The organism is Azospirillum himalayense (genome assembly GCF_042657465.1).
Taxonomy (GTDB): domain Bacteria; phylum Pseudomonadota; class Alphaproteobacteria; order Azospirillales; family Azospirillaceae; genus Azospirillum; species Azospirillum himalayense.
The window spans coordinates 1-25,867 of record NZ_JBHSLC010000025.1; the positions used below are offsets into that span (position 1 = coordinate 1).

28 protein-coding genes are annotated in these 25,867 nt (G+C 65.9%); 14 read left to right on the top strand and 14 right to left on the bottom strand.

What is annotated here, in order from left to right:
• The first annotated feature begins 194 nt into the window (after window positions 1-194).
• Window positions 195-656: a hypothetical protein gene (locus ACFPMG_RS15315; protein ID WP_376995957.1), complete on the top strand. Its 462-nt coding sequence runs from the start codon at window positions 195-197 to the stop codon at window positions 654-656.
• 350 nt (window positions 657-1,006) lie between these two features.
• On the opposite strand, the gene ACFPMG_RS15320 is transcribed toward ACFPMG_RS15315, so the two are convergent.
• Window positions 1,007-1,363, bottom strand: a complete 357-nt coding sequence (locus ACFPMG_RS15320; RefSeq protein ID WP_376995958.1) for a helix-turn-helix domain-containing protein — start codon at window positions 1,361-1,363, stop codon at window positions 1,007-1,009.
• 156 nt (window positions 1,364-1,519) lie between these two features.
• Between ACFPMG_RS15320 and ACFPMG_RS15325 the strand changes: the two genes are divergently transcribed.
• The 3 genes from ACFPMG_RS15325 to ACFPMG_RS15335 all read left to right on the top strand — a co-directional run bounded on the left by ACFPMG_RS15325 (window position 1,520) and on the right by ACFPMG_RS15335 (window position 4,242).
• The gene (locus ACFPMG_RS15325; protein ID WP_376995959.1) at window positions 1,520-1,780 is read left to right on the top strand and encodes a hypothetical protein; all 261 of its coding nucleotides are present in this window, start codon (window positions 1,520-1,522) and stop codon (window positions 1,778-1,780) included.
• Window positions 1,781-2,569: 789 nt separating this feature from the next.
• Window positions 2,570-3,613, top strand: a complete 1,044-nt coding sequence (locus ACFPMG_RS15330) for a hypothetical protein (RefSeq protein WP_376995960.1) — start codon at window positions 2,570-2,572, stop codon at window positions 3,611-3,613.
• A 107-nt stretch (window positions 3,614-3,720) separates the two neighbouring features.
• Window positions 3,721-4,242: a GNAT family N-acetyltransferase gene (locus ACFPMG_RS15335; protein WP_376995984.1), complete on the top strand. Its 522-nt coding sequence runs from the start codon at window positions 3,721-3,723 to the stop codon at window positions 4,240-4,242.
• Here the strand turns inward: ACFPMG_RS15335 and ACFPMG_RS15340 are convergent.
• From ACFPMG_RS15340 to ACFPMG_RS15350, 3 genes are read right to left on the bottom strand one after another with little or no spacing between them, the layout of a single operon-like run.
• A complete protein-coding gene (locus tag ACFPMG_RS15340) occupies window positions 4,211-4,777 on the bottom strand; it encodes an ATP-binding protein (protein ID WP_376995961.1) in 567 nt (188 codons plus the stop codon). The genes ACFPMG_RS15335 and ACFPMG_RS15340 overlap by 32 nt on opposite strands.
• Window positions 4,778-4,781: 4 nt before the next feature.
• Entirely contained in the window at window positions 4,782-5,204 is a 423-nt protein-coding gene (locus ACFPMG_RS15345; RefSeq protein WP_376995962.1) for an ASCH domain-containing protein, read from the bottom strand.
• Window positions 5,182-6,231 (bottom strand): hypothetical protein, encoded by a 1,050-nt coding sequence (locus ACFPMG_RS15350; protein ID WP_376995963.1) that lies wholly within the window; start codon window positions 6,229-6,231, stop codon window positions 5,182-5,184. Before ACFPMG_RS15350 ends, ACFPMG_RS15345 begins: the two co-directional genes overlap by 23 nt.
• A gap of 686 nt (window positions 6,232-6,917) precedes the next feature.
• On the opposite strand from ACFPMG_RS15350, the gene ACFPMG_RS15355 reads away from it, so the two are divergent.
• Window positions 6,918-7,166, top strand: coding sequence for a thermonuclease family protein (locus tag ACFPMG_RS15355; protein WP_376995964.1), 249 nt, complete (start codon window positions 6,918-6,920; stop codon window positions 7,164-7,166).
• An 80-nt stretch (window positions 7,167-7,246) separates the two neighbouring features.
• Window positions 7,247-7,603 carry a hypothetical protein gene (locus tag ACFPMG_RS15360; RefSeq protein ID WP_376995965.1) on the top strand — a complete coding sequence of 119 codons (357 nt, stop codon included), beginning with the start codon at window positions 7,247-7,249 and terminating at the stop codon, window positions 7,601-7,603.
• A gap of 69 nt (window positions 7,604-7,672) precedes the next feature.
• Here the strand turns inward: ACFPMG_RS15360 and acs are convergent, their stop codons facing one another.
• Entirely contained in the window at window positions 7,673-9,613 is a 1,941-nt protein-coding gene (gene acs / locus ACFPMG_RS15365; protein ID WP_376995966.1) for an acetate--CoA ligase, read from the bottom strand.
• Between the two features lie 341 nt (window positions 9,614-9,954).
• Here acs and ACFPMG_RS15370 point away from each other — a divergent pair, with 341 nt between their 5' ends.
• Window positions 9,955-10,275: a hypothetical protein gene (locus ACFPMG_RS15370; protein ID WP_376995967.1), complete on the top strand. Its 321-nt coding sequence runs from the start codon at window positions 9,955-9,957 to the stop codon at window positions 10,273-10,275.
• A gap of 44 nt (window positions 10,276-10,319) precedes the next feature.
• Here ACFPMG_RS15370 and ACFPMG_RS15375 read toward each other — a convergent pair whose 3' ends face one another.
• The 5 genes from ACFPMG_RS15375 to tsaD form a co-directional block, all read right to left on the bottom strand.
• Window positions 10,320-10,733, bottom strand: a complete 414-nt coding sequence (locus ACFPMG_RS15375; protein WP_376995968.1) for an EVE domain-containing protein — start codon at window positions 10,731-10,733, stop codon at window positions 10,320-10,322.
• 16 nt (window positions 10,734-10,749) lie between these two features.
• Window positions 10,750-11,034, bottom strand: coding sequence for a YciI family protein (locus ACFPMG_RS15380; protein WP_094305214.1), 285 nt, complete (start codon window positions 11,032-11,034; stop codon window positions 10,750-10,752).
• A gap of 386 nt (window positions 11,035-11,420) precedes the next feature.
• Window positions 11,421-12,431 (bottom strand): NAD(P)H-dependent glycerol-3-phosphate dehydrogenase, encoded by a 1,011-nt coding sequence (locus tag ACFPMG_RS15385; RefSeq protein WP_376995969.1) that lies wholly within the window; start codon window positions 12,429-12,431, stop codon window positions 11,421-11,423.
• A gap of 83 nt (window positions 12,432-12,514) precedes the next feature.
• Window positions 12,515-12,982, bottom strand: coding sequence for a GNAT family N-acetyltransferase (locus ACFPMG_RS15390; protein WP_376995970.1), 468 nt, complete (start codon window positions 12,980-12,982; stop codon window positions 12,515-12,517).
• 13 nt (window positions 12,983-12,995) lie between these two features.
• Complete coding sequence (tsaD, locus tag ACFPMG_RS15395) at window positions 12,996-14,069, bottom strand: tRNA (adenosine(37)-N6)-threonylcarbamoyltransferase complex transferase subunit TsaD (RefSeq protein ID WP_376995971.1); 1,074 nt, start codon at window positions 14,067-14,069, stop codon at window positions 12,996-12,998.
• 90 nt (window positions 14,070-14,159) lie between these two features.
• On the opposite strand from tsaD, the gene ACFPMG_RS15400 reads away from it, so the two are divergent.
• From ACFPMG_RS15400 to ACFPMG_RS15420, 5 genes are all read left to right on the top strand, one after another.
• A complete protein-coding gene (locus ACFPMG_RS15400; protein ID WP_376995972.1) occupies window positions 14,160-15,011 on the top strand; it encodes a class I SAM-dependent methyltransferase in 852 nt (283 codons plus the stop codon).
• A 55-nt stretch (window positions 15,012-15,066) separates the two neighbouring features.
• Window positions 15,067-15,993 (top strand): hydroxymethylbilane synthase, encoded by a 927-nt coding sequence (gene hemC, locus ACFPMG_RS15405; protein ID WP_145704015.1) that lies wholly within the window; start codon window positions 15,067-15,069, stop codon window positions 15,991-15,993.
• A 12-nt stretch (window positions 15,994-16,005) separates the two neighbouring features.
• Window positions 16,006-16,761 (top strand): uroporphyrinogen-III synthase, encoded by a 756-nt coding sequence (locus tag ACFPMG_RS15410; RefSeq protein ID WP_376995973.1) that lies wholly within the window; start codon window positions 16,006-16,008, stop codon window positions 16,759-16,761.
• A gap of 62 nt (window positions 16,762-16,823) precedes the next feature.
• Window positions 16,824-18,614, top strand: coding sequence for a mitofilin family membrane protein (locus ACFPMG_RS15415; RefSeq protein ID WP_376995974.1), 1,791 nt, complete (start codon window positions 16,824-16,826; stop codon window positions 18,612-18,614).
• Window positions 18,611-20,020, top strand: a complete 1,410-nt coding sequence (locus tag ACFPMG_RS15420; RefSeq protein WP_376995976.1) for a heme biosynthesis protein HemY — start codon at window positions 18,611-18,613, stop codon at window positions 20,018-20,020. The genes ACFPMG_RS15415 and ACFPMG_RS15420 overlap by 4 nt, the downstream gene beginning before the upstream one ends.
• Before the next feature lie 82 nt (window positions 20,021-20,102).
• On the opposite strand, the gene ACFPMG_RS15425 is transcribed toward ACFPMG_RS15420, so the two are convergent.
• Window positions 20,103-21,377, bottom strand: a complete 1,275-nt coding sequence (locus tag ACFPMG_RS15425; protein WP_376995977.1) for a pentapeptide repeat-containing protein — start codon at window positions 21,375-21,377, stop codon at window positions 20,103-20,105.
• A 7-nt stretch (window positions 21,378-21,384) separates the two neighbouring features.
• Window positions 21,385-22,350, bottom strand: a complete 966-nt coding sequence (locus tag ACFPMG_RS15430) for a hypothetical protein (protein WP_376995979.1) — start codon at window positions 22,348-22,350, stop codon at window positions 21,385-21,387.
• A gap of 406 nt (window positions 22,351-22,756) precedes the next feature.
• Here ACFPMG_RS15430 and ACFPMG_RS15435 point away from each other — a divergent pair, with 406 nt between their 5' ends.
• Together ACFPMG_RS15435 and ACFPMG_RS15440 are read left to right on the top strand one after the other, a co-directional pair.
• Window positions 22,757-23,857, top strand: a complete 1,101-nt coding sequence (locus ACFPMG_RS15435; RefSeq protein WP_376995980.1) for a Do family serine endopeptidase — start codon at window positions 22,757-22,759, stop codon at window positions 23,855-23,857.
• 34 nt (window positions 23,858-23,891) lie between these two features.
• Window positions 23,892-24,629 carry a hypothetical protein gene (locus tag ACFPMG_RS15440; protein ID WP_376995981.1) on the top strand — a complete coding sequence of 246 codons (738 nt, stop codon included), beginning with the start codon at window positions 23,892-23,894 and terminating at the stop codon, window positions 24,627-24,629.
• A gap of 19 nt (window positions 24,630-24,648) precedes the next feature.
• On the opposite strand, the gene ACFPMG_RS15445 is transcribed toward ACFPMG_RS15440, so the two are convergent.
• Both ACFPMG_RS15445 and ACFPMG_RS15450 read right to left on the bottom strand, forming a co-directional pair.
• On the bottom strand, window positions 24,649-24,918 hold the full coding sequence (locus ACFPMG_RS15445; RefSeq protein ID WP_376995982.1) for a DUF2934 domain-containing protein: 270 nt from the start codon (window positions 24,916-24,918) through the stop codon (window positions 24,649-24,651).
• A 77-nt stretch (window positions 24,919-24,995) separates the two neighbouring features.
• Window positions 24,996-25,661 (bottom strand): NnrU family protein, encoded by a 666-nt coding sequence (locus tag ACFPMG_RS15450; protein ID WP_376995983.1) that lies wholly within the window; start codon window positions 25,659-25,661, stop codon window positions 24,996-24,998.
• Window positions 25,662-25,867 lie beyond the last annotated feature (206 nt).

The following is a 25,867-nucleotide window of genomic DNA, read 5'->3' on the forward strand; positions in this document are numbered from 1 at the left end:
GGCCATCCTCGACCTCCGCGAACACTTCAAGGGCCGCCGCCACAGAGCGATGCGGTGATCGCGCCGGATCAGTGAAGGGTGCGCTCGCACCGCTTACGTTATACGAGAGCGAGCTGCGCAGGCGAAAGCGCTGCTCCGACGCATCGGCGTTGACATCACGCCGATGGACAAGCGCATCACGGAGGAATTGGACAATGCTCTCCCGCAGTAAATCCTCTCACCCTTCGGTGATTGAGAAGGATTTCCTTACTGCTTTGGAGCGCCTGGTAGCTTGTAAGCCGACGAACACCGCTCTCAAAAAGCTGGCCGCTCAGGGCCGCTTGCGCATCAACGTGTCGACTGTGGCCAAAGAAGCCGGACGGGCGCGCAGTCTGATTGGTTATGAGGGTTGCAAGTATATGGGTGTTCGTTTGCAGGTTCTGGAGCAAATGAAGCCAATAGCAAGTCCACGCAGCGGTGCCGCCGTCATCGCACGCCTGCGGGAAGATGTCGCCGACCTTAAACTGCAACTTCACAACGCTTTAGCCGAAGCTGCAGCGCATTTTCATGCCCGCCATAAAGCCGAGCGTGATGCTGAGCGATGGAGGCACGCTTATGACCGATTGACGAAATCAACCTCAAGCAATGACGCTACCATAACGGATTTTAAGCGCTAGCCGCTCCTTCCACATTAATAAATTTATCGCATACTTTTCAAAAACACGAACAAGCACTGTGTCTACATCTGGAATTAATGGTCATTGCATCTATTGATTCTAGCATTCTACAGTATCAAGACGCCCCCAGCTCTGCAGCTGGGGGTCGTCAAGGTTGGTGACGGTCATCGGCTCCCCAGCCTGTACCGTAAACCAAATCATTTGCCTGTTCTTCGAACAAGTCAAGGTTGGTGCCGAAATACCCCAGTGGTATGAGGGCGGCCTCCATGGTTGGAAACTGCCCGCCGGCAGCACACTGCTTTCCAACGGAGACGAACGTGGGCAGCGGTTCCGGCCAACGTGTTGCATCATCAGCTCCGCCGCTCACGCTTGCGCGCCAACACCTCAACCTGCCGAACCGCGATCTCCAAATCGGCATCGGCAAGGCCATCTGCCAGCACAAGCAAGCGTGCGCGCATCTCGGCCCTCCAGGGCGAGATGGCCGCCGCCGTCTCGGTGTTTTCAAACAGACTGGCCAACGGCAGGTCGAGCACACGGCCAATCTGCTCCAACATGCCCAGGCTGGGAAACGCTTTCCCCCGTTCCAGGTTCGAGACCGTTTCGACGGTGCGGGCCACCGCCTCGGCCACCTGTTCCTGCGTAAGATTCAGAGAGACGCGGCGGGCGCGCACCCGCATGCCAATGATGCGCTTCAGGTCTTGGGACATAACCCGAACTGTCCTTTCGGGCATGACACTTGACCATAGGTTCGGATTTCGGCTTATGTCCGCCACCCGAAAAAAGACATCGGGCTGACCGGCTGGCGTGGCATCGCCCGCGACAGACGGTCCGGTTCACCCACACAGAAGCGCAGGATCAGCACCATGACGGCGACGGAACAGTTTCAGGCGGCCTGGAGGCAGACGCTTCAGTGGCTCAAGGATTGCGACCGGTCCGCTTGGGACGGTTATGAAGTCGGGCTGCTTTTGCAGAGGGCCGGCATCAAATTCAACTGGCGCTTGGTCAATCGGACGCTCGACATCGGTGAACAAGACTGGCAGGAAGCGAAGCAAGCGTTGTTGGACAAAGTGGTGGCCTTGGATTGCCCAAACAGTTTGTCGGCGGCAATCCGTTCGATCAAATAGCTGGGTTTGTGGTTGGGACCCGGCAAGGTTCGATGAGACACCCGGCTGCAGTAGATTGAACCGCAACCGGAGGCCTTTGAGGTGGACAAGGAACAGAGACGTAAGAGTGCCGATCAAAACCTCGTACAATCCTGCTAAATCAATGGCTTAGGGCCATGAAGGCATGGTTTTGATCCGTGCTCTAAGTCCAAGGGGGCGCCCGAGGGGCCGCCCCCAACGCTGGTGCAGGCGCCCCCTCGGGCGCCGACGCCAACATGCCCCAACGCCTCTCCGTGGCACACAAGGTGGTAACAGTCGCACGCCTACTGCACGGCGATCTGCTGGAAATTGTCGCCCACAAACTATGGGCACGGATCAAAATTTCGCCTCCCTGGGATCAATCCATTGATTCTGCTCGACCCAGAGAAGGTTTTGATCTGCACTCTAAACGTCACCGTGGCACCTGTCGGAGTTTAAGCAGGAAGACGCCACGCTTTCATGAACTACACACGGCACCATTCGTCTGGCGCATATCATTATTTGCCAACAGCAGTCCAATTCTATGTCATCCTACCATCGCATTTTAATGCCAAAGCTCATACGTCCTCGCCTTAATCCGTGGCTCGTACTTCGAGTGGCATGCATGCCGTGCCTCCAGCCCGCCACCCTGCGGAATTAGGTCATGGCCGAACAGCTTAGGCTGTGGCGAATGGCGTTGCCGCGATGACCTTAGGTTTAGAAGCACCTGATTATACGTCTTGCGCGTAGCTTCCATTCGGATAAAATCTCCAAAAATTAGGGAGAAAGCCGGTGGCGGTTTCGAACGGCAGTATGGCAGTTTGGTGCTCACTGAAACAGGGCGGGCGGAAAACCGAGATTGAAACGCATTTTAATTACTGGCGCGTTGCTGGAACTGGGCAAAGAGCGCCCGGCGGATTATTGAGACGCGACTTCTTAGAGGTTGGAGTTCTTCTTTTTGATCCAAGCGAAATTAACCATATATCGATATTTGTGCCTTTTGTCGTTGCTGCCGAAACAGTTGAAGATCTCGGGACATATTTCGGAGATCCTGATATAGCACAAGGTATTTTTAATGAAGTGCTTTCTAGCGACAAGCATAGCCTCTCAGGAGAGCAGTGGATTAACCTTCTATGCATGGATGACTCTTTATTTTGCCGTGTTCACGTATTCTTGAAGCAGAATAATTCTATTGATTCAAGCGAGATATGCATAAAGTATGAAGGCGGAGGGACTATCATTACCATTCTGCCTCATGCAGTTGAGAGTAGTTCAGCTCGACTTCCGGTGGGTGGGCGCTTATATTTCAGGCTTCGCATATACGCTCAACCAGAACAGCAGAGCCCATTTGTCAATGTCATCACGCCAACTGATCGTCATTTCCAAAGCGGCTTTGAGGAGGTCGAGTATGTCGATTTCCGGTTGAATGAAGCCCGCACGTTACCTGCTCCTATCGAGAGGCAGATGAAGAGGGACGCTGCTAATGGTCGGGCATCGATTAATCGAGTTGCATTCCTAACGGCCGTGCCAGTGTTGTCGGAGTTGTCGGTCAGCAACACAGCATTCTACAAAAATCGTCTGCTGGAGCACGATCCATGGGACAAATATGTTCCAGGGGGCATCCCACAAGGGATGATGGTTTACCACTGGCGCAAAGGAGAGCCAGGCCAGTTTGTTGACGATTTCACAGCTTTCGTGAAGCTTCAGACGCGGCGCACCAGCAATACAATCTTGCTGATCTACCTTGTGATTGCATTCCTATTTGGAATCGTCGGAAACCTTACCGCGTCTGGTATCGTGGCTCTATACCAGAGTTACTACGCCGAAAAGAAATAAGATCTAATGAGCTATATGATGTTTCGTGTTGGCCTGCTAGGCCCTATGATGCTTATTCAACAGGATCGTCGTCGATGAGAGTTTCCATGAATGGCTCAAATGACCGAATGGTGCATGCCAGAAGGCGCCTCGACTTGACCTCAGAGATCCAGCGCGATGCAGCAGAGGCATTGGCCTTCATCGTCCCCCTCTCAACGGACTACCCAGGTATCAAAACTTGGTTCAACTCTAAGGTTGTACCAGGCCTGATAGACGGAACCCGTTATCTCCATCGTATAGAGCGGGACGGACAGCTCGTTGGGCTAGGCATCGCAAAGCTTGAGCCTTTTGAGCGAAAAATCTGCACTGTCCGAATTGCTCCGTCCTATGTAGGTCGTGGCATAGGTATTCGGATCTTTGATAGCTTATTGAAGTGGCTTGACACTGACCGGCCGCATTTAACTGTTAACGAAAGGAAAATTCATGCTTTTGAGCGCATCTTCGATTGGTATGGTTTCAACCTAACGTCCGTTAGGTCTGGCCTTTACGTCCCAAATCTATCAGAGTTCGCTTTTAATGAGAATAATCTTAAACAAAATCTACATAAGATTAATCCCCTCATAACTGAGAAGTTGCTGCCTCATCAATAGATAGAATCAAAGGAGCGATATCAAAGCCGTTGGTAACCGTGCCGACGGCCAACGGAATCCTAAGCTCGCAAGCATATTGACAGACGGTGTCTCTCGCGATCTCTTGTTGCCGAGCGAGTTCAGGTGCTGACCGTACAGGTCGCATTTTTTTGGATGCTTTTCGGTGTTCTACAAGACGGTCCGCATCGGCCTCAAGAAAGATCAGCCCATTTGGAGAAAGTGAACGTATCACGTCAACAGGTATGCGGATCAAACTCCGATCGTTATCGATTACGCTATGAGCATCAATTAAGACGCGCCGACTTTCTTGCCCGGTTCGATGAATACGAAGCGCGTCTGCTAAAAGAGCTTGAGTTCGAATAATATGCGATCTACTTGCTGTCCTAAGCTCCTCACTTGTCAGAGAAGTGACATTCCCAAGGAGATCGCTCGCACGCACATAAAGATAATTCGGATGGCGCGTCACAAATGATTGGCAGGCGGTTGTCTTTCCCACGCCTGAAATACCGAATACGATAAAAATTTTTCCATCCATGAATTTAAAATAGCTCCCCTTGATTCTTATAAAGCCAATCTACTCCAACGCCGTCGTCAACATACATATACGACTGGGGCGGCCTGAAGCTAGCCAAGAGATCCCTCGGCGCAACCGCGACTTCGTACCTACGAACGGCGCCGATCGCGAGTGCAAAAGCTCGAGCGCGCCCAGCAAAATAAGCGTCATAATACTGGCGCGTAATTCCAGAGCCGCTAGCCGTTTTCTTCCATAGCTCATCTGGAGAGGCGCAGAGAATTTCGCTGATATCAAATTCTCCAACAATCTTTCCTACAGGACTAGTTGAATATACAACAGCCGACCTCACGTCTCTTCGCACAAATACTCTTCTCCTAAATTCATAAATTTTATCTCCATTGAAGATATTTTCAACGTGCTCGGGTTTAATCGACAACAAGACGCGCATTTACTCGTCCTAAAGCCAAGATTGTACGGAACTGCTGAGGCGTGAGCTTGCGAAAATCCCAACGAGGCTGCTCGGAAACTCCGGCGTCATCCATAAGGCTCCCACGAGTCGTGCGGCGGTTAAAGGCCGCATTATAGGTCATTTTAGCCACATACAGCCTTGGCGAGGTAGCAAATTGTTGACGCAACTCTTTTTCAGAAAATACGCTATGCGGCTTGCAATATGCTACGTAGTCGTCGGCAGTGGCGAAATCTTTCTTTTTTCGAACCTCTTCCACAACGCAGACCGATGTTGCTACTGATCTGTACCTTGCTGGGGCTAAGCCATCGGACGTCCGGTAAATGATTACCGCATCCCCTGGCGCCATTCTGCTAAGGGATAGCTTACCAATGTAAATTTTATGGATTGTATTTGTGTGAGAAACATCCTGTATAATTTCTATTGGTTCATTATTTAAGATGGAATCAGGAAGAAGACGTGAGTGGTACTCGGGATATACCGCGAGAAGCCATGCACATTTTCCGGTAGTATGAATGAATGGGTAATCTCGAACAATGTGGCCAGTGAAATCGGTGAGTGACCGCACAAGAACCTGTTCTGTACCATTTGTTGTCGTCTTTTCTGCATATTTCACAAACCCATAACGCTTAAACAACTTTATTAGCTTACTATGGACTTCGAAAACGGTGACATAGATTCCATCTACGCTCAGTGAAATGGCAGTGTCGAACACCTTCTTTAGGACGCGTTCCCCTAATTTGGTCCCTTTGCCAACTATTTTAAGCGTCCCGACTTTGAGCCAAGCGCGATCAGGAAGATTGGGCTCGATGTCAGTGACCGGCCCGTCCTCCCTTTTCAGGTAAAGCATTCCACTCAGACGCGTTCCATCGTCTACGACATAAAGATCTTCGTCAGCTTTCGACGTAAACCATCTCGGAAACTCCTCATATCCTGTTTTAAGGCTGTCGAAAAATGGATCATCCAGCGATACATCGCGGAACTTCGTGAGCCGAAGTTTTCTGGACAAGGCCGCTTCCCCCTTTCGTATACGCGGACGGATTGTGAAGGGAACTTCCTTTTAACGCAAGACTGAGCTTAAGCTATCGAAACGCACCTTGACCTCGCTTTGCTTCTCATAAGTTAGCGGTGCCACGACCTGGATGAAGCACCCGATCAATTTGGCATGCTCAGCGATAAAGCAGTGATGCCATCGTGCAGAATCGCTGACGCATAGGCTTTTCCCGAACCGCATGCCTGACCAGCATTCTGTGACCAGCATGCATGTGCCAGATATTCTGCACAGCGGTATGAGTGGCGGCCTGTTTTGCTCCGGAGAAGCAAACCCGTTACAGCAGCTTGTCGCTGCTTCCCGTCTCGTGCTACCGCGGAACAGGGGGGCTGGACAATCACTACGGCGGAACATGGCGCTGCAACAGCACGTATGTTGCGACCGGCGCGGCTATATGTTGATTCGGTCAGCGATGTCGTGGGAATCGGACACACAAGGTAGCGACGCCGCAACGGCGTAACTGAGAATGACGCTCGGCTATCAGTCATTCCACGCAGAGTGCGTAAGAAGGCGACACAGGGATCAGCTCATGGAGCTGTTACATGGTGTTCATGAACATGCATGTGACATAAATCCAGTGTTTACCAATTATTTCAATGGCTTGGCCGTTTTTATCCACAAGATCATTTCGTATTGCCCCCGAGATGCGCGCCCGCTGCCCTCGTGAGCGGGAACTGGCGGAGACCGCCCGCGACCACGCGCGCCGTCTGATCGGGGCCGCCCCGGTGCGGCTGCTCGACGTCCAGCCCGACAAATATGGTGGGCGGGTGCGCGCCCGCGTCCTGACCGGCGGAGGCGCCGACCTGTCGGCTGCACTGATCGAGGCGGGGCTCGCCCGCCCCTACCACGGCGAACGGCGCCAGCCCTGGTGCGACGGGACGGGCATGGGCTAACCCGGCTCTACCAAAGGATGATTCGGGAACCCGCCGTCTCGCTCCGCTGTTGCCCCTCCCACCAAGGAGGAGAGCGAACCATGACGACCCAGGCCTCGTCTTACGTCCCCGGCGCCATCGCCTTGCTGGCCGCCAGCCTTGCCCTGACCGGTGCCGCCGTGGCGCAGGACGCCAAGACGATGGAGGGCGGTCTCGGCGCCGCACCGCCGTCCCAGGGCGAAGCCTGGATGGAATCGACCGGCGCCCAGGACCCGACTCTGGGCGAGCGCCGCACCGAGAAGCAGAAGAACGCGGCGGAGACCCGCGCGCAGGGCCGCATCGGCTCCGTCCCCGACGCGGCAAGCGGCGAGTCCGGCCTGAAGCCCGGCACCGCCGAGTCCGTGAAAAATCAGTCCGGCAGCGGCGCCTCCGGCGGGCCGGACTCCACGCCCAAGTAACAGCCAAAAAACGAAACCGGGGGCCACGAAGGCCCCCGGTCCGCAGACAAACCCCGATGAACGCCGCGGTCAGGCGTTGTTCATGCGGTTCTCGATCAGGTCGGTCACGACGGTCGGATCGGCCAGCGTCGAGGTGTCGCCCAGGCTGTCGTGCTCGTTCGCGGCGATCTTGCGCAGGATGCGGCGCATGATCTTGCCCGAACGGGTCTTCGGCAGGCCCGGCGACCACTGGATCAGGTCCGGCGAGGCGATCGGGCCGATCTCCTTGCGCACCCAGGCCACCAGCTCCTTGCGCAGCTCCTCGGTCGGGCTTTCCCCGGCGTTGAGCGTGACGTAGGCGTAGATGCCCTGGCCCTTGAGGTCGTGCGGATAGCCGACGACGGCGGCCTCGGCGACCTTCGGGTGGGCGACCAGCGCGCTTTCCACTTCCGCCGTGCCCATGCGGTGGCCGGACACGTTGATCACGTCGTCCACGCGGCCGGTGATCCAGTAATAGCCGTCCGCGTCGCGGCGGCAGCCGTCACCGGTGAAGTAATAGCCCGCGAAGGTCGAGAAGTAGGTCTGGACGAAGCGCTCGTGGTCGCCGAACACCGTTCGCATCTGGCCCGGCCAGCTGTCGGCGATGCAGAGGTTGCCTTCGGTCTCGCCTTCCAGCTCCTTGCCGTCGTTGTCCACGACGACCGGCTTGACGCCGAAAAAGGGCTTGGTCGCCGAACCCGGCTTCTGGCCGATGGCGCCCGGCAGCGGGGTGATCAGGATGCCGCCGGTCTCGGTCTGCCACCAGGTGTCGACGATCGGGCAACGGCCGTCGCCGACCACGTTGTAGTACCACAGCCAGGCTTCCGGGTTGATCGGCTCGCCCACCGACCCCAGGATGCGCAGCGAGGACCGGGAGGTCTTCTTCACCGGACCCTCACCCTCGCGCATCAGCGAGCGGATGGCGGTCGGGGCGGTGTAGAAGATGTTGACCTTGTGCTTGTCCACCACCTGCCAGAAGCGGGAGATGTCCGGATAGGTCGGCACGCCTTCGAACATCAGCGTGGTGGCGCCGTTGGCCAGCGGGCCGTAGACGATGTAGCTGTGGCCGGTGACCCAGCCCACGTCGGCCGTGCACCAGTAGACCTCGCCGTCCTTGTAGTCGAAGACGTACTGGTGGGTCATCGAGGCGTAGACGAGATAGCCGCCGGTGGTGTGCAGCACGCCCTTCGGCTTGCCGGTCGAACCCGAGGTGTAGAGGATGAACAGCGGGTCTTCCGCGCTCATCTCCTCCGGCGGGCAGTCGGCGGAGACCGACGCGATCTCCTCGTGGTACCAGAGGTCGCGGCCCTCGGTCCAGGCGACGTTGCCGCCGGTGTGCTTGACGACCAGCACGTGCTTGACGCCCGGCGCCGCGGCGACGGCCTTGTCGGCGTTCGCCTTCAGCGGAACCTTGCGGCCGCCGCGCAGGCCCTCGTCGGAGGTGATGACGAAGTGGCTGTCGCAGTCGACGATGCGGTCCTTCAGGCTGTCCGGCGAGAAGCCGCCGAACACGATGGAGTGGATGGCGCCGACCCGCGCGCAGGCCAGCATGGCGTAGGCGGCCTCGGGGATCATCGGCAGGTAGATGGTGACGCGGTCGCCCTTCTTGACGCCGTTCTTCTTCAGGACGTTGGCGAGGCGGCAGACCTGCTCGTGCAGTTCCTTGTAGTTGATGTGCTTGGAAACGCCCGGATCGTCGCCTTCGAAGATGATGGCGGTCTGGTCGCCGCGCGTCGCGAGGTGGCGGTCGACGCAGTTGGCGGAGACGTTCAGCGTGCCGTCGTAGAACCACTTGATGTGGACGTCGCCGGTGTAGCTGACGTCCTTCACCTTGCTGTAGGGCTTGATCCAGTCGATGCGCTTGCCCTGCTCGCCCCAGAAGGCTTCCGGATCGTTGATGGATTGCTCGTACAGGCGGGCGTAGGCGGCTTCGTCCACGTAAGCGGTCTTGGCGATTTCCTGCTTAACAGGAAAAAACGAATTGTCGGACATTGGCTCGCGATTCCCCCGTAGTGCTTCTGGTTACGCCCTGAAGGGCTGTTGGGGAGCGGCTTCCGGCCGCTCCTGTTGCGGGACATTATCCACACAAGTTCCCGTCACCACAAGCAGAACGGCTGATTGTCCGTCCCCTCCATCGGGGCTTTCCGCTCCACTTTGTTGCAGCGCACCGCCCGTTCTTTTGAATTCACCGGCATCCGCGGCAACACGACCGCGCGACTATTTGTCGCGCATAATACGAAAGCATGATGACGCCCTTCGGGGAGCCGCTTAACCCGGTCTTAACCGCCGCATCGTTAGCGTGCATGGCGTTCCCCCAACAACAGGGCACCGGCATGGCCAGCACGACCAACGCGGACGGCACCACCGGAGACGGCACCACCGGAAACGGCGCGGCCGGCGGCAGCGTCGGGCAGGGCATCGAGTTGGCCGGGCGCCTGTCGGAGATGGGCAGCCGCACCAGCCTGATGGTGATCGACGCCGCCCTGCGCACGGCCTCGCTGGCCGAGTTGGAGGCGTCCGGCTCGGCCGCCCTGGCGCCGTTCGGAACGGAAGCCAGCTTCGCCGGAGCCGCCGCGGAGATGCAGGCGCTGGCCCGCCGGATGCTTCAGGCCACGCAGGATTTCCAGGCGGCCATCTGCGAACCGGCGGACTGATCCGCCGCGCAGACGGCCGCGCTCTCAACCGTCCTTAAGAACCGTCACGCCTCGATCCCGGCCAGCGCGCAGACATGCGCCCATTCGGCGTCGGTCACCGGGCAGACCGACAGGCGGGACTGCTTGACCAGGGCCATGCCCTGAAGCAGCGGGTCGGCCTTCATCGTCTTCAGCGTGACCGGCGTCTTCACGGGCAGCAGCGCCCGCACGTCGACCATGCCGAAGCGCCCCGCCTCGTCGCTCGGGTCCGGGTAGTATTCCCGCGCGATCTCGACGACGCCGACCACCTCCAGCCCCTCGTTCGAGTGGTAGAAGAAGGCGCGGTCGCCGATCTTCATGGCCTTCAGGTTGTTCGACGCCTGATGGTTGCGCACACCGTCCCAATGGGTGGTGCCGTCGGCGACCATGCGCTCCCACGAATATTTGAAGGGCTCCGACTTCAGAAGCCAGCGGGCCATCGCCGTCCGCCCCCGGTCAGGACTTCGGGTAGACCCGGCGCCACGCCCGGATCTCCACGTTCTCGAACAGCCCGGCCTGGGCGTAGGGGTCGTTGGCGGCGAACGCCTTGGCGTCGGCCTCGTCGGCGCACTCCACGATCAGCAGGCTGCCGGCCATGCCCTGGCCGTCGTCGGACAGCAGCGGGCCGGCGGCGAACAGGCGGTCGGCGTGCGCCTCCAGATAGGCCAGATGGGCCGGGCGGTTGTCGGCCCGCACCTGGGCGGCGCCGGCCTTGTCGGTGCAATGGAACATGTACAGCATGGGGAACCCCTTCCGTTCGGTCGGGCGGGAGCCTAGCGCAGCCGCGACCGCCGCGGAAGGTGCCGCGACGCACGGTCTTCCGCAGGCGGGGAGGACTCAGCGGTGCAGCCAGAGGAAGGGCGCGCGCAGCGGGGGCGGTCGCCCGGGACGCGCAGGGCCGGTTTTGTGGCGGTTTCGCTCAGGCACCGCGCTGTTTTCGCCCGTCCCCGCTCCGTCGGGCGGCGATCATCCGCCCGGCATCCAGCAATGCGGCGGCGCGAAGCGCCAGCAGGGCGAACGGGTGCGGCGGGGCGAACATGGAACGGACTCCGATTGTGACGGCGCGAAGCCTCGCACAACCCATCCGAACCTGCAACCATTCCGAAGATGGCCGGGCCGCCGGCCCCTCAGCGCCCTTCCTCGCGGAACGGCCGCGACAGCAACCCGTCGATCGTCGCGTCCAGCCCGGCGCCGCGGTTCAGGATGGCCTCCACGGCGGCACACAACGGCATGTCCACGCCCTTCTTCCCGGCCAGCCCGACCACCGCGGCGGCGGTGTAGACGCCCTCGGCCACGGAGCGGCGCTCCGCCAGCACCTCGGCCAGCGTCCGGCCGGCGCCCAGCGCGGCGCCCAGCGACATGTTGCGCGATTGCAGGCTGGAGCAGGTCAGCGTCAGGTCGCCCAGCCCTGACAGCCCCATCAGCGTCTCCGGCCGCCCGCCGAGCGCCAGGGCCAGCCGCGTGATCTCCGCCAGCCCGCGGGTGATCAGCGCCGCCCGCGCGTTGTCGCCCAGCTTGCGGCCCTCCACCACGCCGCAGGCGATGGCCAGCACGTTCTTCACCGCCCCGCCGATCTGCGAGCCCACCACGTCGTCGGACAGGTAGGGGCGGAAGGTGCGGCTGCCCAGCGCCTCGACCAGCCGGGCGCCCAGCGCGGCGTCGGCGCAGGCGAGCGTCACCGCGGTCGGCAGGCCGCGCGCCACCTCCGCCGCGAAGGTCGGACCGGACAGCACGGCCAGCGGAGTCCCCGCCGGCAACGCCGCGGCGGCGGCCTCGCTCATCAGGGCGTGGCTGTCCAGTTCGATCCCCTTGGCGCAGATGACCAGCGGGGTGCCCGCCCGCAAATGGGCGGCAAGGCCGGCGCAGGCGCTGCGCAGATGCTGGGCCGGGGTGACGAGGAGGATGGCGTCGCAGGCGGCGGCCTCCGCCAGATCGCCGGTCGCGCGCAACTCGACGGGCAGGGTCACGCCCGGCAGGAAGTCGCGGTTCTCGCGCGCGGCGTTGACCGATTCGACCACCGCCGGCTCGCGCGCCCACAGCAGGGCCTCCCGCCCGGCGCGCAGGGCGGCCAGGGCCAGCGCCGTGCCCCAGGCTCCGCCGCCGATCACGCCGATGCGCCGGAAGTCCGTTGCCGCCATGGATGCCCCCCGATTTCGAGATTTGTCTTGAAGGAATTGCCCGTCTGTTTAGGCGGAGCGTTCCCGGCCCGCAAGCCGGACGGTCAAGCCTCCGGCGTCAGCAGAAGCTTCATCCCGACATGGCTCGCCCGGAAGCCCAGCCGCTCGTAGAAGCGGTGGGCGTCGGTGCGCCGGGTCTGGCTGGTCAGCTGCACCATCACGCAGCCCTCGGCGCGGGCCAGCGCGATGGCGTGCCGCATCATGGCGCTGCCGATGCCCTGGCCGCGCAGCGCGCCGTCCACCTTCACCGCCTCCACCGTCGCCCGCGCCGCACCCCGGCGGGCCAGCCCGTGGGTGACGGTGAACTGGAAGCAGCCGACGATCCGCCCGTCCTGCTCCGCCAGCACGATGGAGTTGCCCGGCTGGGCCGCCATGCGGTCGAAGGCGTCCCAGTAGAGCGGGTCCAGCGGCTCAGCATAGACATCGCCGCCGGTGGACAGGGCGTCGTCGGCGGTCAGCCGAACGATCTCCGGCACGTCGTCGCGCCGGGCGGTGCGGAAGCTCAGAGCCATGCCGGACTCACCCTCACGCCTTCACGCCGGAGCCGACCCCGGCCTTGCCGATGGCCGGCTTCGCGCTGGGGTCGAGCGGCCAGCGCGGGCGCGGGGCGAAGTCCAGCGGGTCGGTCTGGCCCAGCCGCAAGCGCTCGATCCCCGCCCAGGCGATCATCGCCGCGTTGTCGGTGCACAGCCGCAGCGGCGGCGCCACGAAGGGCATGGCCTCGCGGTCGGCGAGCTTTTGCAGGCGGGCGCGCAGCGTCTTGTTGGCCGCCACGCCGCCGGCCACCACCAGGGCGCCGCCCTGCGGGTGCATCTCCTTGAATTGGCGCATGGCGCGGGCGCAGCGGTCGGCCATCACCTCGGCCACCGTGTTCTGGAAGGCGGCGGCGAGGTCGGCCTGATCCTCCGCCGAGAGGGGCAATCCCAGCTCCTCGACATGGCGCCGCACCGCGGTCTTCAGGCCGGAGAAGGAGAAATCGCAGCCGGGGCGACCGACCATCGGGCGCGGCAGATCGAAGCGGCCCGGATTCGTCGCCAGCGCCGCCGCCTTCTCCAGCAGCGGCCCGCCGGGATAGCCGAGGCCGAGCAGCTTGGCCGTCTTGTCGAAGGCCTCTCCCACCGCGTCGTCGATGGTGGTGCCGAGCCGCCGGTATTGCCCCACCCCCTCCACGACCAGAAGCTGGCAATGCCCGCCGGACACCAGCAGCAGCAGATAGGGGAAGGGAACGTCGTCGGTCAGCCGGGCGGTCAGCGCGTGGCCTTCCAGATGGTTCACCGCGACGAAGGGCAGCCCGCGCGCCGCGGCAATGGCCTTGGCGGTCATCACGCCGACGATCACCCCGCCGATCAGCCCCGGCCCGCCGGTCGCCGCCACGGCGTCAATGTCGGCGAAGCCCAGCCCGGACTCCGCCATGGCGCGGCGGATCAGCCCGTCCAGATGCTCCAGATGGGCGCGCGCGGCGATCTCCGGCACCACCCCGCCATAGGGCGTGTGGTCGTCCAGTTGCGAGAGCACCACGTCGGCGCGGATCTCCCGCGCGTCGGTCACGATGGCCGCCGCCGTCTCGTCGCAGCTCGTTTCGATTCCAAGAACGATCATGATGGCCGTCAAACTAGCCGTCTCCACCGCTCTGGTATAGGGTCTTGGCCCGGATTTTCGACCCGGAATTCTCAGACTGTTCAGGCACCCATGAACAAGGACGTCCCCGACCACGACGCCAGCATCGTCTATTACGACGGCGATTACCCGTCGCTGGAGATCGGCGAGGCGCGGGCGGAGCACGCGGCGACTCTGGCCCGCCTCGGCATCCTCGGCGACGTGCCGTTCTACAAGGAGCGCGCGGCGGAGGCCGGCGGCCCGGTTCTGGAAATCGGCTGCGGCACCGGCCGCCTGACCATCCCGCTGGCCCGCGCCGGGCACACGGTGTGGGCGGTGGACGTCTCCGCCGCCATGCTCGACCAGCTCCGCGCCAAGCTGGAACGCGAGGCGCCGGAGGTGAGGGAGCGCGTCCACCTGGTGCGGCAGGACGCCGCGGCTCTGGACCTGCCGGCGCGGGATTTCCGGCTGGCCGTCCTTCCCTTCAACGTGCTGATGCTGATCCCCGACCTGACGGCGGAGCGCCGCGCGCTGGCCGCCGCCGCCGCCCATCTGGCGCCGGGCGGCGCGCTGGCGCTGGACGTGATGAACCCGCTGACCATGCCGATGGACGCCGAGACGAAGCCCAGCCCGTCGGAGCCCCGGCGCAACCCGCACAGCGGCAACCGCTACATCCGCAACAGCCTGGCCACCCGCCTGGACGAGCGGCAGTGCCAGCGCATCCACGGCTGGTACGACGAGCTGTTGCCGGACGGCAAGATCGCGGTGACCGAGTACGGCTTCACCTGGCGGATGATCTTCCGCTACGAGCTGGAACTGATGCTGGAGGCCGCCGGATTCGCCATCGAACGGCTGGCCGGCGATTTCGAGGACGCCTCCTGGATGGTGGACAGCCGCCGCATGGTGGTCACGGCGCGGCGCGCCTCTCCCTTCACCAAAGAGTAGCGCGCGCGTCACCAGGGCTTGCAAAGCGCCGTGGATCGCCTAGAACACTGGCCTCATGACCCAACCGCTCCGCATCGGCACGCGCGGCAGCCCGCTGGCGCTGGCGCAGGCCCACGAGACCCGCGACCGGCTGATCGCGGCGCACCCGCATCTGGCCGCCCCCGGCGCCATCGAGATCGTCGTCTTCAAGACGACCGGCGACCGCATCCTGGACCGCACGCTGGCCGAGGCCGGCGGCAAGGGCCTGTTTACCAAGGAACTGGAGGACGCGCTGCTCGACGGCCGCGCCGACCTCGCCGTCCATTCGATGAAGGACGTGCCGACCTGGATGCCGGACGGGCTGGAGATTTCCACGCTGCTGCCGCGCGAGGACACGCGCGACGCCTTCTTCTCGCGCGGCGGCCACACGGTGGACACGCTGCCCGCCGGCTCCGTCGTCGGCACCGCGGGGTTGCGCCGTCAGGCCCAGATCCTGGAGCGGCGGCCCGACCTGACCGTCGTGCCCTTCCGCGGCAACGTGCAGAGCCGCCTCGCCAAGCTGGAGGCCGGAGAAGTCGACGCCACCCTGCTGGCGCTCGCCGGGCTGCGCCGTCTCGGCCTGACCGACCGCATCACCGCCGTGCTGGAGCACGAGGAAATGCTGCCCGCCGTCGCGCAGGGCGCCATCGGCATCGAGATCCGCAGCGCCGACGACGCCACCCGCGCCCTGCTCGCCCCGCTGAACTGCGCCGCCACCACGGCCCGCGTGACGGCGGAGCGCGCGCTCCTCGCCATGCTCGACGGCTCCTGCCGCACCCCCATCGCCGGGCTGGCCACGCTGGACGGCGACCGGCTGCACCTGAAGGCCAAGGTGCTGTCCAACGACGGACGGCAGGTCTTCCGGGCGGAGCGCAGCGGCAGCGCAAGCGATGCCGCTGCGATCGGCGCCGACGCCGGGGCGGAGATCAAGGCGGTCCTGCCGCCCGACTTCTTCAAGAGCTGACGGCGGCCGGCGATGGCGGCCCCTCACATCCTGGTCACCCGTCCGGCGGAGGATTCCGAGCCGCTGGCGGCCCGCCTGCGCACGCTGGGCTTCGCCGTGTCGGCGGAGCCGATGCTGGAGATCCGCTGGCTCGACGGGCCGGAGCCGGACGTCGGGAACGTACAGGCCCTCCTCTTCACCAGCGCAAACGGCGTACGGGGCTACACCAGACGTACAGGCCGGCGTGACCGTCTGGTCTATGCGGTCGGCGACGCCACCGCGACCGCCGCCCGCGAAGCCGGTTTCACGCGGGTGGAAAGTGCGTCCGGCGACGTGTACGCGCTGGCCGATCTGGTGCGCCGACGCTGCACCGCAGCGGCGGGTCCGCTACTTCATGTCGCAGGAACCAAGCTCGCCGGCGACCTGTCGGCCCTGCTGGGGGAGTCCGGATTTTCCATCCTGCGGGAAACGCTGTACGACGCCGTTCCGAGCGCGCGGCTGTCGGACGGCACGGCGGCGCTGTTGCGTACGGGAACACTGGACGCCGTGTTGTTTTTCTCTCCCCGTACCGCCCGTTCGTTTGTTAGGCTTGTCGCCGAGGCCGGGCTCATCGACCGCTGTCGTACAGTGGACGCGCTCTGCCTCAGCCCCGCGGTCGCGGAGGCCGCCCGCGCGTACGGTGAGCTGGGAGTGACACCGTGGCAGAACGTACGGGTGGCGCCACGGCCGGAGCAGGACTCTCTGCTCGGCCTGCTGCCGGAAGCATCCGGCGGCACGGGCCGGGCTTGAGCGCATCCGCTTGGGGGCTTGTGTGGCGTTCGTTGAGAACAACTGCGACCAGAAGGCACCCAATGACCTCTCGCCCAGGCTCCGAACACGAGGCTGACCCGAACGGCCACACGCCGTCCGACCAGAACCAGACGCCCGACCAAAATCAAGTGGCCGGCGGCCCGGCCGTCGAACGCATCATCGAACGCTTCGGCGGCATCCGCCCCATGGCCCACAAGCTGGACATCCCGGTCACCACGGTGCAGGGCTGGAAGAAGCGCGGCGCCATTCCGCTGGCCCGCCACGCCGATCTCCGCGCCTCCGCCGCCAAGCACCGGATCAAGCTGAGCGAAGCCGACCTGGAAGCCGCCACGCCGAGCGAGGACCGCAACGCCCCCGACGCCGCCGGCTCGGTGATCCCGCTGCCGCCGGACGCCGCCATCATCGCGTCGGCCGCCCCCGTCCCCGGGAGCGCCGAGCCCGTCAAGGCCGATGACACCCTGCCGGGCGGTGGCCCGGTGCCGGCGACGGACCTGCCGCCCTCCACCCTGCCGCCCGCCGCGGACACCCTGCCTGGCGGCGACGTGAAGGCCGAGACGATCAAGGGCGAGGAGATCCGCTCGGAGGAGATCAAGGTCGAGGAGACCCGGATCGAGGAGGCCAAGGCCGATCCCTTCAAGTCGGAAGAGGTCAAGAGCGAGACGCCGCCGCCGGTGGAGCCCCCCGCCCCCGCCTACACCGGCTCCTCCTACGAGCCGCCGCGTTACGAGGCGCCGCGCGAGGAGCGCAAGTCCGGCGCCGGCTTCGCCACCGCCGTGTCGCTGATCGCCCTGCTGGTCGGCGCCGCCGCCCTGTCGCAGCCCTGGTGGGGGCCGCGCGTCCCCGGCTGGCCCACCGCCGGCGGCCCCGCCGCCGGTCCGGCCGCCACGGCGCCCGCGCCGCAGCCCGACCCGGCCCTGCGCAACCAGATCCAGCAGCTGTCCGAGCGCCTCGCCAAGCTGGAGCAGCGCCCCGCCACCCCGGCCGAGGGCAACGCTGCCGCCGCCGGCATCGACCAGCAGACGCTGGACAACGCCGTCGGCCAGCTCACCGCCCGCATCCAGCAGCTCGAGGAGCGTCCGCAGGCCGCCGCCGCGGCGGCCCCGGCCGAGCCCGACCCGCGCGTCGCCCAGCTGACCGAGCAGCTCGGCCAAGTCCAGCAGCGCGTCGACGCCGTGGGCAACGAGGCCCAGGCCGCCGGGCAGATCCGCCAGGAGGTGGACGCGCTGAAGCAGGAGCTGGCCGCGGTCAATCAGGCGGTGGAGACCCGCCGCGACGCCGCCACCGCCGCCCAGGCGCTGGTGCTCGCCGCCGGGCAGCTCCGCTCCGCCCTGGCCGCCGGGCAGCCGTTCCAGCAGGAACTCCAGGCCGTCCGCGCCGTGGCGTCGGGCGACGCCCAGGTGACGCAGCCGCTGGAGGCCGTGGCCGGCTACGCCGCCAAGGGCGTGCCGACGCAGCCGCAACTCACCGACCGCTTCTCCGCCATGGCCTCCGACATCGTGCGCGCCGACAACCAGGGCGAGGGCAACGACTGGGTGGAGCAGGTCACCGGCAAGATCGCCACGCTGGTCACCGTGCGCCGCTCGGGCGGCGACGCGGTCGGCGACGGCGCCTCGGCGGTGGTCGCGCGTGCCGAAGCCGCCCTGCAGGCCGGCAACCTCGGCGGCGCGGTCAACGAGCTGGCCGCCTTGAAGGGCCCAGCGGCGCAGGTCGCCGCCCCATGGATCGCCGACGCCAAGGCCCGTCTGGCCGCCAACGAGGCCGGCCAGCAGCTCACCAACCGCGCCATCGGCCTGCTCTCGCAGTCCGCCGGTGTCAAGGGAGCGGCCCAATGACACGCGCCATCTGGTTCATCATCAAGGTCGCCATCGTCGTCGCGATCGCGGTCTGGCTGGCCAACCATCCCGGAACCCTCGCCATCAACTGGCAGGGCTACGTCGTCGAGACCGGCATCGGCATCGCCATCCTGATCGGCGTGGCGGCTCTGGCGGCGGGCATCGTCATCTACCGGCTGGCCCGCGCCGTCCTGGGCGCGCCGCGCAACTTCGGCCGCTACCGCCGGTCGCGCCGGCGCGAGCGCGGCTATCAGGCGCTGACCCGCGGCATGGTCGCCGTGGCTGCCGGCGACGCCACGACCGCCCGCAAGATGGCGCGCAAGGCCGACGGGCTGCTCAACGAGCCGCCGCTGACCATGCTGCTGTCGGCCCAGGCCGCCCAGCTCCAGGGCGACGACCGCGCGGCGAAAGAGTACTTCACCGCCATGCTCGACCGGCCGGAGACCGCCTTCCTCGGCCTGCGCGGCCTGCTGACGCAGTCGCTGAAGGCCGGTGACCGGGTGGAGGCGCTGCAGCTCGCCCGCCGCGCCCAGTCGCTCCAGCCCAACACGCCCTGGCTGCTCGGCACGCTGTACGACCTGGAAGCCCGTTCGGGCGAATGGGCGGCGGCGGAAGGCACGCTGCAGCAGGCCGTCCAGGCCGGCGCCATCAACCCCGACGACGGTCGCCGCCACCGCGCCACCCTGCTTCTGGAGCGCAGCTTCGAGGCGGAGCGCCGCGGCCGGTCCGACTCGGCCCTGTCGCACGCCCAGGCGGCGCACGACCTGCTGTCCGGCTTCGTCCCGGCGGCGGCCCGCGCGGCCCGGCTGCAGATGGCCATCGGCAAGCACAAGAACGCCGCCAAGACCATCGAGCGCTGCTGGCGGGTCAACCCGCACCCGGACCTGACCTCGGCCTACCGCGAGGTGGTCTCCAGCTACGACCCGATGACCCGCGTCAAGCTGTTCGAGAAGCTGCGCAACCACGCCCCCAACGACGTCGAGTCGCTGCTCGCCGTGGCCCGCGCCGCCCTCGACGCCCAGCTGTGGGGCGAGGCCCGCGCCCATCTGACCAAGGCGCTGGAGATGCGGCCCTCCCGCCGTGTCTTCCAGCTCCTGGCCGAGCTGGAGCGGGCGGAGCGGCAGGACGAGGAGGCGGCGCGCGCCTGGTTGGCCCAGGCGGCGAACGCCCCGGCGGACGCGGCCTGGACCTGCAGCGCCTGCAACGCGGTCAGCCCGAGCTGGGGCGGCCTGTGCGGCCATTGCGGCGCCTTCGACAGCCTGGAATGGAAGACCCCGACCGTCAGCATGTCGCTGATGAGCCCGGAGGCCGCTCCCGCGGCCATCACCCATCAGGTGACGGAGCCAGTCACCGGCCAGCCGGGCGTCGCCCCCGGAGGCCAGATCGCCCCCCAGGGAGCGACCTAGTCCCACGCCGGTCACAGCACGGAAAAAGCCCCTTCCCGGTCCGCCGGGGAGGGGCTTTCTCTTTGCGGGAACGGTGAAAGCCTCAGGCGTTGCCCAGCCGGGCACCGTCCAGGATGGCCTCGTCGAAGATCGCGCTGCTGCGGTCGCAGCCGGTCAGGTCGGCCAGCGTCAGGTCGCAACCCTTCATGTTCGTGGCGCTGAGCGAGGCGCCGGCCATGCGGGCGCGCACCAGCGAGGCGCGCATCATCTTGGCTCCGGCGCTGATCAGCAGCGTCCCCAGATTGGCTCCGTCCAGGCAGCCGTCGATCAGGATCGCGCGGTCCAGCTTCGCGCCGCGCAGGTCGGCGCCGCGCAGGTCGGCGGAGCGCAGATCGGCGCCGTCGAACTGGGCCGCCTGGAGCTGCGCGCCGTTCAGCCGGGCGTGGCGCAGCCGCACGCCGGAGCCCTTGGCGAGCGTCAGCACCTTGCCCGACAGGTCCGCCCCGTCGAGATTCAAGCCGGTCAGGTCGAGCTGGCGCCCCTTCTGGCCGCTGGTGCCGAGCCACAGCAGGTGCTGGTGCAGCAGAACCTCTATGTCCGCCGCCGCGATCGCCGGGCGGGCGGGCTCCGCCGACGGGTCCTCGTCCGGCTCCAGAAGCGGTTGCGGCGCCTGGGCCGCGGCCACGGCCTCCTCGTCGGTGCGGATGGAGGTGACGAGGTCCAGCTCCGACACCTTGGCGCCGTCCAGCTTGGCGCCGCGCAGGTCGGCGCCGTTCAGGTCCGCCCCCTGGAGGTCGGCGCCGGAAAAGTTGCAGTCACGCAGGTCGGTGCGCTGGAGCCGCGCCCCCGACAGGCGGGAGTTGGTGAAATCCGCCGCCCGCGCGAAGCTGCCCGACAGCTTGGCCCGCGCCATGTCGGCGTTGGTCAGCTTGGCCGAGGCCATGTCCGCCGGTCCCGGCTCGAACCCGACCACCTTCAGCTCGCCGGACGCGCTGCGGTTGGCGACGCTGCCGTCGCGCAGGTCGACCTCCACCATCACCGCGCCGTCCAGAATGGCGCCGCGCACGTTGGCGCCGCGCATGTCGGTGCGGTAGAGCCGCGCTTCCGACAGGTCGGCGCCGCGCAGGTCCGCGCCGTAGAGGTCGGCGTGGTCGAGGATGGTTCCCTGCATCCGGGCGTCGCGCAGGATGGCGCCGGACAGATGCGCGCCGGTCAGGTTGCGGCCCGACAGGTCGAGCCCGGTCAGGTCGAAGAAGGGAAGGTTGGCGCGGGCGCCGTTGGGCCGCCCCTCGGTGAAGCGGACATGGCGCTCGCACACCCGGTCCAGCTGCTCCTGGCTCAAGCGTATCCGGGACTTGTGGGAGCCGTCGTTCGCCATCGGCGCCTCAGGCGAACAGCGCGTCGATGTCGGCCTGCGAAATCTCGCTGCCGCCGCCCGACGGTTCGGGCGCCGGGGCGGCGGGTCGCGGAGCCGGCTTCGCAGCGGCGGGAGGCGGAGACGGAGGCGGTGGGGGCGGTGCCGGCGCCTCGGCCGGCTCGGCCCGCTCCAGCACCTGGGGGATCTGGGTGGCCAGCGTGTCGAACAGGGCGTCGATGTCGTCCTGGCTGACCTCCGGCCCGCCGAGTTGCGGGCCGTTCAGCAGATGCGCGTCGGGCCGGGTGTCGCCCAGCTTGCGGTGGGATGCCCCCTCGCCCATGGACGCGGTTTCCGTGGCGGAGGCGATGCGGTCGACGCCCCAGATCTCGATCATCGTGTTCACGCGCTGCTCGATGTAGCGCAGCGTGTTGACCACCTTGGTGGTGCGCTGACCGGTGATGTCCTGGAAGGCGCAGGCGGTCATGATCTCAATGCTCCAGGCATCAATGGCGTCGACCATCTCCGCGATGTCGGGATCGGTGCGCGGGATGCCCTGGGTGATCTCCTGGATCTTCTCTGTGGCGTTCAGGATGTCGGTGGTCGCCCGCTCCGTTGCCGCGACGATCTCGTCCAGCTCGCCGGTCGCCGCCTCGATGCGGTTCGATCCGGTGTCGGCGGGGCGCAGCGCGGCGATGTCGCTGCGCGTCTCGCGCACCACCTGGGTGATCGACATCAGCTCCTGCTGAAGCTGCAGGCCATCCCCCATCCCGCCTCCCGGCACCGGACGGGGCAAAGCGCCGGTGTCCACCCCGCGCAGCCGGTTGACCTGCTGCTCCAGCGCGCCGGTCAGCCGGTGGAACTCGTCCACCGCGACCACGCGGGATCGTCGGTCGCGCATGCGCAGGAACGCGCGGCCGCGCGCGGTCTGCGACAGCGCCTCCTCCATCTGGAGGTAGTCATGCTCGGTCAGTTCCATCAGAGGAACGTCGCTCATCGTCGTCACCGTCGGCGGGCCGCTGTTGAGAATCCGCCATGGAGGAAAGCACGTCTTAGGAAAACTGAGGTTACACCAGACATGGTCTGGATTTCAGGCAAATCCCTCACATCTCTGCCTCGCAGATCCCGCTGAACAAAGTCTTAATGAACTCATGGCCGGTGCGCGATGACGCACCCCGTCGTCATGCAACCAATCTGGAAGCCGATCACCGGGGCGGAATCGGCAAAGAGGGCGGTGCCGCGGCATTGAGGATTCTCCCGTCGCCGCCGCTGCCCTATACTCCTCTGCCCCTGCGCGGAGGGCAGTGGCGCAAAGGGCGCACAGGCTTGACCCAAGGGCGCCGTTCGCCCACATCAGCCGCGCCAACGCGGTACGGAACAACAGGAACGGGGACAAGATGCCGATGACGACGACGCTTCGGTTCGCGGCGCTTCGGTTTGCTGGGGCGGCGTGCGTGGCCGGGCTTTTGGGGATCGGCGTTCCGGGCGCGGGCCCGGCCCCCGCCGCCGCGGCCCTGCCCGCCGGGGTCACCGGGGTGACGACCATCGCGCCGATGCTGGAGCAGGTGACCCCCGCCGTCGTCAACATCGCCGTCCTGTCGCGGGCGCCGCAGGCCGAGAACCCCCTGCTCCGCGACCCCTTCTTCCGCCGTTTCTTCAACGTCCCCGAGCAGCAGGCCCGCCCGCAGGTCAGCGCCGGGTCGGGCGTGATCGTGGACGCACGGCGCGGCTACGTCATCACCAACGCCCATGTGGTGGAAAACGCGCAGGAGATCGCCGTCACCCTGAAGGACCGCCGCCGCCTGCGCGCCAAGCTGGTGGGGCGGGACGCGGCGACCGACATCGCGCTGCTGAAGATCGAGGCGGAGAAGCTGACCGCCCTGCCCTGGGGCGATTCGGACCAGCTGAAGGTCGGCGATTTCCTGGTCGCCATCGGCAACCCCTTCGGGCTGGGCCAGACGGTGACCTCCGGCATCGTCTCGGCGCTCGGCCGCAGCGGTCTGAAGATCGAGGGGTACGAGGACTTCATCCAGACCGACGCGTCCATCAACCCCGGCAACTCCGGCGGCGCGCTGGTGAATTTCAACGGGGAACTGGTCGGCATCAACACCGCCATCATCGGCCCGGCGGGCGGGTCGGTCGGCATCGGCTTCGCCGTCCCGGTCAGCATCGTCCGCTCGGTGATGGAGCAGCTGGTCGAGTATGGCGAAGTGCGGCGCGGCCGGCTGGGGGTCTCCATCCAGGACCTGACCCCCGATCTGGCGGACAGCATGAATCTGGCCGGCGACGCCGGGGCGGTCATCGCCCAAGTCGAGCGCGGGTCCGCCGCCGACCGCGCCGGCTTCCGCAGCGGCGACGTGGTGACCGCGGTGAACGGGCGCCCGGTGCGCAGCGCCACCGACTTCCGCAACCGCATGGGTCTGGTGCGGGTCGGCACGCCGCTTCAGGTGACCGTTCTGCGCGGCGGCAGCGAACGGGTACTGAACGTCCGCACGGGGAATTAGACCCGGCGAACCGGATCATGATAACCAATCTCTGATGATCGGCCGCCCCTCCCCTCCCCGCCGGCAGGCCCCGCCCGCCCCCATGGTCAGCGCGGCCCAGCGCCAGCGCGAGGTCGCCCGCATGCTGATGCGGCTCGACGACATGCTGAAGAAGTGCGCGGATCTGGCGGCGGCGGCGCGGGAGCGCGTGTCGGTCGGCGGGATGGGCCGCTACCGCAAATTCTCCCGCAAGGTGCGCGACTTCTTCTCGCTGGCGGCGGTGACCCAGGAACGGCTGGACGCCGCCCCGTCGGAGATGGAGGAGCTGATCGGCCCGATGACCACCGCGCTGGAACGCCTGCACGCCCGCATGGTGATCCTGTTCGTGGAGGAGAGCCTGGGCTTCTTCAACACCTTCGCGCGGGTCAAGGCGCTGCCCATCGGCACCCACGAGACGGTGGGGGTGGAGTTCCGCGCGCTGATGGAGATCCGCAAGTTCCTCGACGACCCGCTCTACGACGGGGAGCGCGGGCAGGGACTGCGCAAGCAGACGGACCGCGTCGCCGTCCTGATGCGCGCGGTGATGGACCGCTGCCCGCCCCTGCCCGACTTCGGCGACGAGCCGAGCATCGGACCGCGGGGCACGGTGAACAAGCCGCTGCGCCCACCCCGCGCCACGCCGCCTGCCGCCGCGGGCCGGGCGGCGGAGCCGCGCCCGCTGCCGCAACCCAATTCCCAACGGCCCGACCCCCGGTTGGAGGTTCGCCAGCTGTCCCTGGACGACGAGGACTGACGATCAGCCTTCCGCCCGATCAGCCTTCCGCCGGCGACGCCTGGCGGTGGTGGCTGTGCGCGTCCACACCGCGCAGATGCTCGGCGGCCTCGTGCAAAGCGCGCTCGCTGGCGCTGTCCGGGGTTTGCAGCCCCGCCTCCGGACCGGGGACGGCGTCCTCCTCGGCGATCTCGCGGGCGGCCTGCTGCCAATGCGCGATGTGGCGCCCCTCGGGACGGCCCTCGCGCTCCCAGATGGCGTGGGCGCGCTCGCGGACGCGGGGGTCGTCGGGGCCGGTGTGATGCTCCATGGCGCTGTCCTCCCAATGCGGTCTGTTGTCATGACCGTCAACAGGCGGACCGCACCGGCGTGCCGCAGACCTTTGCGCTACAGCCAATAGAGCGGGCTGACCCCGAACAGCCAGGGATGCACCGCGATCATCGCGGCGTAGGCGGCCAGCGCACCCAGCGCACGGCTCCAGCCGATCTCTCCGGGACGGAAGCTTTGGCGTCCGGCCAGGATGGCGGCGAAGGGAAGCGCGGAGGTCTCCGCCCGGTAGGTCCGCCCGCCCGCGCTGCGGCGCAGCAGCCAGCCGTTCTTGACCATGGCGAACAGGGCGATGGCCGCCATTGTGACGAACAGAACGACCCGCCGCCCGTCCCCGGTGGCTTGCAGATGCAGCAGCGCCCACAGCAGCAGCCCCATGGAGCCGGGGAAGCGGGTGATCCGGTAAACGCCCCGCGGCGGGTTGGGGGCGTCGGGCTCGCCGGCCTTGCTGGTGACGCGGGCGGCGATCAGCAGGAAGGACAGCGGCATCAGCGCGACGACGAGCGGCGCCGCCCATCCGGCGGGAACGAACAGCGGCTCCCCGCCCCCGGCCTCGTGGTAGGCCCAGACGAACAGGCCGAGCGCCAGCAGCGAGCCCAGCGAATGCAGGGCGACGAACCCGCCCCGCCCCAGCCGGGCGATCAGCCACGGCCGCACCCCCGGCCAGGACGGCACGGCGTGGGTGGCGAACAGGAACAGGGCGGCGAGGAGAAGGTCGGTGGTCATGGGGACAGAGAAGACACCGCTTTGCCCGACGGAGTCTTGATGAACGTCAATCCTGCGGCGCTGAAAGCAAACCGCGTCCGAGTGTGGCGCAGGCCACAGCGGGGATGGGCGGCGGGGCGTAGGGTCTGGTCATCGGACAGGCCGGGCCCCGACGCAGACGGAACCGGCAGCCAACTCCCCCAGAAGCCAACTCCCCAGACACCGGA